General features: G+C 71.3%; 8 protein-coding genes. 4 read left to right on the plus strand and 4 right to left on the minus strand.

Going from position 1 to position 8674, the window contains the following annotated elements:
* Positions 1-85: 85 nt before the first annotated feature.
* Positions 86-478, plus strand: coding sequence for a YchJ family protein (locus tag AKI01S_RS46900; RefSeq protein ID WP_067833127.1), 393 nt, complete (start codon positions 86-88; stop codon positions 476-478).
* Positions 479-528: 50 nt separating this feature from the next.
* Complete coding sequence (locus AKI01S_RS54085) at positions 529-1986, plus strand: membrane-associated oxidoreductase (RefSeq protein ID WP_067833130.1); 1458 nt, start codon at positions 529-531, stop codon at positions 1984-1986.
* A gap of 7 nt (positions 1987-1993) precedes the next feature.
* On the opposite strand, the gene AKI01S_RS46910 is transcribed toward AKI01S_RS54085, so the two are convergent.
* Positions 1994-3112, minus strand: coding sequence for a magnesium and cobalt transport protein CorA (locus AKI01S_RS46910; RefSeq protein WP_245682084.1), 1119 nt, complete (start codon positions 3110-3112; stop codon positions 1994-1996).
* A 116-nt stretch (positions 3113-3228) separates the two neighbouring features.
* Here AKI01S_RS46910 and AKI01S_RS46915 point away from each other — a divergent pair, with 116 nt between their 5' ends.
* A complete protein-coding gene (locus AKI01S_RS46915) occupies positions 3229-4620 on the plus strand; it encodes a phenylacetate--CoA ligase family protein (protein WP_067833136.1) in 1392 nt (463 codons plus the stop codon).
* On the opposite strand, the gene AKI01S_RS46920 is transcribed toward AKI01S_RS46915, so the two are convergent.
* The 3 genes from AKI01S_RS46920 to AKI01S_RS50045 all read right to left on the minus strand — a co-directional run bounded on the left by AKI01S_RS46920 (position 4605) and on the right by AKI01S_RS50045 (position 6979).
* Positions 4605-4829 carry a hypothetical protein gene (locus AKI01S_RS46920; protein ID WP_067833139.1) on the minus strand — a complete coding sequence of 75 codons (225 nt, stop codon included), beginning with the start codon at positions 4827-4829 and terminating at the stop codon, positions 4605-4607. The two genes, AKI01S_RS46915 and AKI01S_RS46920, sit on opposite strands and share 16 nt — an antisense overlap.
* A gap of 170 nt (positions 4830-4999) precedes the next feature.
* Positions 5000-6073, minus strand: a complete 1074-nt coding sequence (locus tag AKI01S_RS50040) for an SRPBCC family protein (protein ID WP_245682085.1) — start codon at positions 6071-6073, stop codon at positions 5000-5002.
* A gap of 42 nt (positions 6074-6115) precedes the next feature.
* Positions 6116-6979 (minus strand): SRPBCC family protein, encoded by an 864-nt coding sequence (locus AKI01S_RS50045; RefSeq protein WP_084000937.1) that lies wholly within the window; start codon positions 6977-6979, stop codon positions 6116-6118.
* A gap of 361 nt (positions 6980-7340) precedes the next feature.
* On the opposite strand from AKI01S_RS50045, the gene AKI01S_RS46935 reads away from it, so the two are divergent.
* Positions 7341-8594, plus strand: a complete 1254-nt coding sequence (locus AKI01S_RS46935) for an extracellular solute-binding protein (protein ID WP_084000938.1) — start codon at positions 7341-7343, stop codon at positions 8592-8594.
* The last annotated feature ends 80 nt before the right edge of the window (positions 8595-8674 follow it).

Genomic DNA, 8674 nt, shown 5'->3' on the forward strand with positions numbered 1-8674 from the left:
GGCCTGGTAAGGCGTGAGCCCCCGGGCGAGCGCCGTAGGCCAGGGCTTTGAAACACCTCCCGGTCCGGCACGCAACAATGGGGGCATGGCCAAACGTCGTGACGTCCCCTGCCCCTGCGGGCTGCCCGCCTCCTACCGGGAGTGCTGCGGGCGGTTCCACCGCGGGGAGGCCAAGGCGGCGACGGCCGAGCAGCTCATGCGGTCCCGGTTCAGCGCGTTCGCGCGGCACGACGCCGCCTACCTGATCGAGAGCTGGCACCCGGCGACCCGGCCGCCCCGGATCGACTTCGACCCGGCGCTGCGCTGGGAGCGCCTGGAGATCGTCCGCACCGTGGACGGCACGCCGTTCAACGACGAGGGCACGGTCGAGTTCCGCGCGCACTACGTCCAGGGCCGCGAGACCGGCGAGATGCACGAGGTCAGCCGGTTCGCGCGGCACGAGGGGGCGTGGGTGTACGTGGACGGCCGGGTGCGCTGACCAAGATCGCCCATTGACAGCGTGGGACGGCGCGCGGCACAGTCCCCGCGATGGAGATCGCCAACCTGACCCCCGCCGAACGCCGCGTGTGGTGGGCCTTCCCCCGGGGCGAGACGGTCGACTTCCGGCAGGGTCCGGGCGACGGCCCCGAGGACGGCGGCTCCTGGGGTCCCGAGCGCACCGTCCGCGCCGAGGTCCTGCGCACGCTGCTGCTCGGCGGGGCCGCCGCCGACGGCCACGTCGCGGCGCTGCGCGTGGAGGGCGCGCGGATCACCGGGACGCTGGACCTGCGCTACGGCGAGGTGGCCTGGGCGGTGCGGCTGGCGCACTGCCGGTTCGAGGAGAGCCCGCGGCTGTACGGCGCGCGGACCCGGCACCTCACCCTCAGCGGCTCGGTCCTGCCCGGCCTGTCCGCCGCGACGGCGCAGGTGGACGGGATGCTGCGGCTCACGGACTGCCGGTTCGACGCCGCCCTGTCGCTGGGCGGGGCGCGGGTCTCCGGCGCGGTCTTCCTGGACGGCGCGCGTGTCACCGGCCCGCCCGGCGAAACGGCGCTGCGCCTGGACCGCATGACGGTCGAGGGCGACCTGTGGGCGCGGAACCTGGTCGTGGCGGGCGGCGTGTGGATGGCCGGGACCACGGTCAACGGGCAGATCACCCTCGACGACGCCGACCTGCGCGGCGACGGCGACGCGCTGGACGCCGAGTCCCTCACCGTCGGGTCCGCCCTGTACGCGAACCGGCTGCGCTGCGCCGGGCGCCTCAACCTGCGCGGCGCGACGGTCCCCGGTCAGCTCGTGCTCGCCGAGGCGCGCCTGTCCAACCCCGGCGGCCTCGCGCTCCGGGCCAGCAGCGCCACGATCGGCGAGCTGTGGCTGCGGGACGCCGCGCCGATCCGGGGGGCGGTCAACCTGCGGCGCTCGCAGCTCGGCCTGCTGCACATCCTTCCGGACGTGTGGCCCGACTCGGTCGCCCTGGAGGGGCTGACGTTCGGGGCGCTGCTTCCGCGCCTGCCCGCCAAGCCGCGCGTGGCGGTGCTGGAACGCGACGAGGCCGGTTACGTCCCGCACTCCTACGAGCAGCTCGCCGCCGCCTATCTGGCGGTCGGCGACGACAAGGCCGCGCGGAACGTGCAGCTCGCCAAGCAGCGGCGGCGGCGCGGCACGCTGCGGCTGTACGGGAAGGTCTGGGGACACCTCCAGGACTACGCGGTGGGGTACGGGTTCCGGCCGATGCGGGCGGCGGGCTGGCTGGTCGCGTTGATGCTGGTCGGCTCCCTCGCCTACCGGGCCCGTCCCCCGCAGCCGCTCAAGCCGGGCGAGGCTCCCCCGTTCAACCCGCCGTTCTACACCCTGGACCTGCTGCTGCCGATCATCGATTTCGGGCAGGAGAAGGCGTTCAAGCCGACCGGGGCGTACCAGTGGCTCGCCTACACGCTGATCCTGGCGGGCTGGGTGCTGGCGACCACGATCGTCGCGGGCGTCACGCGCGCCGTCAGCCGGTCCTAGCCGCGGGTCACAGCCAGTCGCGGCGTTTGAAGACGACGTGCAGGACGGCGCAGACCAGCGCCATCAGCGCCACCGCGAACGGGTAGCCGAGCACCCAGTGCAGCTCGGGCATGTGGTCGAAGTTCATCCCGTAGATCGTGCCGATCAGGGTCGGGGCGAACAGGATGGCGGCCCAGGCGGAGATCTTCTTGACCTCCTCGCTCTGCGCGTAGCTGGCCTCGGTGAGGTGCTTCATCTCCTCGTTCTGGGCCTGGTTCACGAGGGTGGCGTTGACGCTGAGGATGTCGGTGAGGTTCTGGCGCAGGTCGCCGACGCGTTCCACGACGGTGGTGGCGTGGTCGTGGACGTCGCGCAGGTAGCTGCGCAGCTCCTCGTCGATGCCGTACTTGTCGAAGCCCGCCGACAGCCCCGACAGGATCGCCGGGAACGGGCGCGTCGCGCGCTGGAACTCCACGGTCTCGCGGGACAGCTCGTAGATGCGGCGCGACACCGCCGGGTCGCCGCCGAACACCTGGGTCTCGATCTCGTCGATGTCGTTCTGCAGGCCCGCCACGACCGGCGCGTAGCCGTCCACCACCGCGTCCATGATCGCGTAGAGGACGGCCTCGGGCCCGCGGCGCAGCAGGTCGGGGGCCTTCTCGACGCGGGCGCGGACCTCGGCCAGATCGGGCGACTCGCTGTGCCGCAGCGTCACCACGAAGTCCCGGCCGACGAACACGTGGACCTCGCCGAAGTCCACCTCCTCCCGGTCGTCGGCGTACCGGGCGGCGCGCAGCACGACGAACAGCGTCTCGCCGTAGCGTTCCAGCTTGGGGCGCTGGTGGGCGACGATCGCGTCCTCGACCGCCAGCTCGTGCAGGCCGAACTCCCCGGCCAGCGACAGCAGTTGCGCCTCCGACGGGCGGTACAGGCCGATCCACGCCATGCCGCCCGGCGTCTCGCGCAGCAGCCGGTAGGTGTCGGCCAGGTCGGTGGCGGTGTGCACGCGTTCGCCGTCCACGTAGATCCCGGCGTCCACCAGGCTGTCGCCCCGCCCGGGGACGACGAGGTCGTCGCCGCGCGGGTCCAGGGAACGCTCCGGAGCCTCCGGCACCGGCCGTTCCCGCTTCAGGCGCGGCGCGCGCACACGACGTCCTCCCATCCGACACCCCCAAGCCAGGATGGGGCTCCCCGGGGCAAGACCGCGGCAACCTCACGAGAACGTATGGAAAACCCTCGTCCCCCCGGAAGTACTGTGAGGGCATGTCCGAGTCAGCGGAGCACCGGGCGCTCGCCCTCTTCCACCGGGTGGCCGCGACCGTTCCGGCGTACGGGGCGTTCCTCGCCGAGCACGGCGTCGATCCGGGGACGGTCAGGCTGTTCGACGACTTCACCCGGCTGCCGCTGACCGACAAGGACAACTACGTCCGCCGCTACCCGCTCCCGGAGCGGTGCCGCGGCGGCGTCGTCGGCGACATGATCGCGGTGTCGTCGGGGTCGACCGGCGAGCCGACGTTCTGGCCGCGGTCGGCCGACGACGAACGCGTGGTCGCCGACCGGTTCGAGCAGGTGTTCCGCGACGCGTTCCGGGCTCATGAACGCCGCACGCTCGCCGTCGTCTGCTTCGCGCTGGGCACCTGGGTCGGCGGCCTGTACACGCTGTCCTGCCTGCGCCGCCTGGCCGAGCGCGGCCTGCCGGTCACCGTCGTCGCGCCCGGCAGCGACAAGGGCGAGATCCTGCGGGTGATCCCCCGGCTCGCGCCGCTGTTCGACCAGGTGGTGCTGCTGGGGTATCCGCCGTTCCTCAAGGACGTGATCGACACCGGGCGGGCCGAGGGCGTCCCCTGGCCCGACCACCGGATCAGGCTGGTGACGGCGGGCGAGGTGTTCAGCGAGGAGTGGCGCACGCTGATGGCCGAGCGCGCGGGCATGGACGACCCGGCCCGCGACACCGCCTCGCTGTACGGGACGGCCGACGCGGGCGTGCTCGGCAACGAGACCCCGCTGTCGATCGAGATCCGCCGCTTCCTGGCCGGGCGTCCCGCCGCCGCCCGCGAGCTGTTCGGCGAGTCCCGGCTGCCGACGCTGGTCCAGTACGACCCGGCCGTGCGGTTCTTCGAGGAGCGGGACGGCACGCTGCTGTTCACCGGGGACAACGGCGTCCCGCTGATCAGGTACCACATCGCCGACGAGGGCGGCGTCGTCGGGCACGACGCGATGCTGGCGTTCCTGGAGCGGCACGCGTTCCGCCCGAGCGTGACCGGGCCGGACCTGCCGTTCGTGTACGTGTTCGGGCGCAGCCGCTTCACGGTGTCGTTCTACGGCGCGAACGTCCACCCGGAGAACATCACCGTCGGCCTGGAGCAGCCGGGCGTCGCCGGGCACGTCACGGGCAGGTTCGTGATGGAGTCGGTCGAGGACGGTGACCGCGACCGCACGCTCACCGTCACGGTCGAGCTGTCCCCCGGCCTCACCGACGCGCCCGGCCTGGAGGAGCGGATCGCCGAGTCGATCAGCGTGCACCTGTGTCGGCTGAACAGCGAGTTCGCCCACTACGTGCCGGAGGAGCGGCGGCGTCCGCGCGTCCGGCTACGCCCCGCGGGCGACCCGGAGTACTTCCCGCCGGGCGTGAAGCACCGTTACACGCGGCCCTGAAGGTCGGCGGTCCGCTCGTAGATGCGCGGGCAGAACGCGTCGCGCCCGTAGAAGGCGATCGTCCCCGACGCCGCGTCCACGAACCGCACCAGCAGCGAACGCTCCTCGTCGCCCGGGGCGCAGCCCCGCGCCGACGACTCGCGCGCGCCCGCCATCCCACTTCCGGCCACCGCCGCCACCACGAGGACGCCGATGAGCACCCAGCGCATCGCCCAGCCTTCCGGATCCTGACCCGATGACTCTCCGTCGCACACCTTAGTGCGGAGAGACATCCCCGCAACGTGCAATCGACGCACCACGGAACGGCAAAGTCAACGCCAGGACGGAAGGATCGCCGCACGGGGCCGGCTCCGGGCCGGCCCCGCCGGACGGCGCGTGGTCACTTCGTGGCCGTCTCCATGTCCTCCTCGCGGGTGCCCGAGGGCTTCGTGTTGCCGCTCCGGGCGCGGCCCTTGCCGACGTTCTCCTGCTTGGCCCCGGCCTTCTCCTCCTCGGCGAGGGCGTCCTCGTGGGACTTGACGACCTCGCTGTCGCGGATCTCGCCGCGCCAGCCCTCGATCTCGTCGGCCTTCAGCAGCGACTGCGTCATGACGTGGCGGCGGAAGTGCTTGAGCTCCAGCCGGACGCGGCGGCCCTGGGCGCGCCACAGGTTGCCGGTGCGCTCGAACAGGCCCTGCGGGTGGTACTCCAGGTTGACCAGGACGCGCGTCAGGTTCGGGGCGAGCTCGTGGAAGCTGACCGTGCCGTCCACGTGGCCCTTGGACCCCTTGGAACGCCACACGATGTGCCGGTCGGGGACCTGCTCGACGATCGTGGACTCCCAGGTCCGCGCCGACCAGAAGATCTTGGCCTTCCAGTGCAGCTTCTCGTCGGCCACCTGGTCGACGCTCTCGACCTTCTTCATGAACGACGGGAAGTCCTGGAACTGCGTGAACTGGTCGTAGACGAGCCTGCGCGGCGCGCCGACGTCGACGTACTCGACGATGTTGGTGAGCTTGACCTTCTTGCCGCCGCCGCCCTTGCCGCCGCGTTTGAAGACCTTCCCGAGCGCGCTTCCCACGCTCCCGAGCAGGCCCTTCTTCTTCCCGCCCTCGTCGGAGGAGCGCTCCTCCTCGCGCTTCGCGCCGGACTTGTCGGCCTTGGTGGCCTTGTCGTCGGTCTTGGCCTTGGCGGGGGCGTCCTTGGACGTGCCCTTCCCGGCCTCGGTCGTCCCGGACTCGTCGTTCTGCTCGCGGCGGCCCATGCCCTTGACGGCCTGGTTGGCGGCCACGGCCGCGCCGACGCCGAGCAGCAGGCCGCCCGCGGTTCCGGCGGCGCGGGTGCCGCCGGGCAGGCGCTTGGGCGTCGGGACGCTGTCCAGGACGCGGGCCAGCCCCTTCTTGCGGCCGCCGATGGGCAGCCGCTTGGCGAGCTTGCCGACCGGAAGCCGGCCGGTGATGGTTCCTGACTTCATCAGGTGGTCTCCTCCGTGTGGAAGGTTCGGCGTCCCGGCCGGTCATCCGGCCGGGACGCTGGATGTCCTCTCTCGGGCCGGGGCCTCGCCGGGGGCGCGCACGACCCGGCCGTCGCGGATCTCGCCGCGCCAGCCCTCGACCTCTCCGGGCTCCAGCAGCGACCGCGTCATGACGTGGCGGCGGAAGTGCTTGAGTTCGAGGCGGACGCGGCGGCCCTGGGCGCGCCACAGGTTGCCGGTGCGCTCGAACAGGCCCTTGGGGTGGTACTCCAGGTTGACCAGGACGCGGGTGAGGTCGGGGGTCAGCTCGTGGAAGCTGACGGTGCCGTTCACATGGCCCTTGGACCCCTTGGAACGCCAGGTGATGTGCTGGTCGGGGACCTGCTCGACGATCGTGGACTCCCAGGTCCGCGCCGACCAGAAGATCTTCGCCTTCCAGTGCAGCTTCTCGTCGGCCACCTGGTCGACGCTCTCGACCTTCTTCATGAACGACGGGAAGTCCTGGAATCGCGTGAACTGGTCGTACACGAGACCTCGGGGGGCACCGATGTCAATGTGCTCCACGATGTTGGTGGGTTTGGCTTTCCGCCCGCCGCCGAAGATTCGTTTCAGCGTCTCCTTGAGCGCGGTCCAGCCGAAACTCAGCAACGCCCGCACCGGTGACTTTCCCTCGCCGAGCGCTCTCGCCCCGGCGAACGCCGCCTTGACCAGCGGCCCGCCGCGTTCGGCCCGCTCCTCCAGGCTCCGCACCGCGTCGTCGAGTTTCCCCTGGTAGCGGTCGGCGAGGGCGGTCAGCAGCCGGCGTCCCGGGCGGAACCGGCGCAGCGCCGCCCGGCCCGCGCGGGCGGCGGCGTAGCCCGCGGCGGTGGCGCCCGCCCCGACGGCGGCCGCGGTCCGGAAGTCCATGCACGTCACCTCGTCGTTCCGCTTCGCCGCCCTGCCGTCGAGGGCGGGTTGGCGCCGGATTACCCGGTCAAAAACGGACGAAACCCCGGGATACGGGCGAATGGCGGGCGGGTTGACGGAGGGTGACGCGGTCGCCACGAGAATCGCCGCCCGCCCCCTCCCCCGACCAGACCAGCCCAGGACAGGAACCGGACCAGGCGGAAAGCGCAGGAATGGCGGATAACGGTTAAGACTCTTACGTAAACCGCCTCTTGTACCGGTCCGTACCACCTCTTATCTTCGGGGCCACGCGCGTATCTGCTCAAAGACCATTCGCAACGCGCACATTTCTTCATGCGCGTCCGGGACGAAGGCGGGACAGATGAAACGGCACCTTCTCGGCACCCTCGCCGTGGGCCTCGCGGTGGCCCTGGGCGCGGGCGGATGCGGCAAGGGCTCCTCGTCCGGCGGCGGCGACTCCGACGGCAAGACCATCAAGCTCGTCGCGGCGGTCTACAGCCAGCCGACCACCGAGAACTACTGGAAAGACCTGATCAAGGACTTCGAGGCCAAGAACGCCGGCTACAAGGTCCAGCTGGAGATGGTCGACTGGACCCAGATGGACGCCAAGGTCAAGACCTACGTCCAGACCAGGCAGGTCCCCGACGTCCTCAACTACAACGCCTTCTCCGACTTCGCCCGCGACGGCCTGATCTACAAGGCGTCCGAGGTGGTCTCGCCGCAGGTGCTCGGCGACTTCAGCCCCGCGTTCGTCGACGGCGCCAAGTACAACGGCGAGCAGTACGGCCTGCCGTTCATCGCCAGCGCGCGCCAGCTGTTCTACAACAAGGACGTGTTCAAGAAGGCCGGGGTCGCCGCGCCGCCGAGGAGCTGGGCCGAGCTGAAGGCCGCCGCCGAGAAGATCAAGAAGGCGGGCGCGATCGGGTACGGGCTGCCGCTCGGGCCCGAGGAGGCGCAGGCGGAGTTCTACTCCTGGTCGATGAACAACGGCGGCGGCTGGACCGACGCCTCCGGCAAGTGGACCGTCAACCAGCAGGCCAACGTCGACACCCTCACGTTCCTGCGCGACCTGACCAAGGCCGGCCTCACCCAGCCCAACCCCGAGAGCACCGACCGCAAGACGGTGTTCAACCAGTTCGCCCAGGGCAAGGTCGGCATGGCGATCAACGGGCCGTTCGCGCGGGCCGCGTTCATCAACAAGGTGCCGGAGAAGGTGGACTTCGGCGTCGCGCCGCTGCCCAGCAGGTCCGGGACCGAGCACAACACGCTCGCGGTGCAGGACTTCCTGGCGGCGTTCAAGAAGGGCGACGGCAAGAACAAGGAGGCCGTCACCCGCTTCCTGAACTTCTTCTACCAGGCCGACAACGCCACCAAGTTCCTCAAGGCCGAGGAGTTCCTGCCGGTCACCAAGTCGGCGGCGACGGCGCTGGGGGCGGACCCGTACTTCAAGCCGTTCGTGGACTCGCTGGCCAACGCCCGGTTCGCGCCCACCGGCAACCCCGCCTGGTCGGCGGTCGCCGGCGCGGTGAAGCAGGAGCTGGGCACCGGCGTGGCCGACCAGGACCCCAGGAAGGTGCTGGACAAGATCCAGCAGACGGCCGAGAAGAGCGGCTGAGTTGCCGGACACGAAGGTGCGGGACGCGGCGCCGGACCGGGCCGCGCCCCGCGCCCGGCACGGCCGCCGCGCCCCGGCCC

Source organism: Actinomadura kijaniata NBRC 14229, assembly GCF_001552175.1.
GTDB lineage: Bacteria > Actinomycetota > Actinomycetes > Streptosporangiales > Streptosporangiaceae > Spirillospora > Spirillospora kijaniata.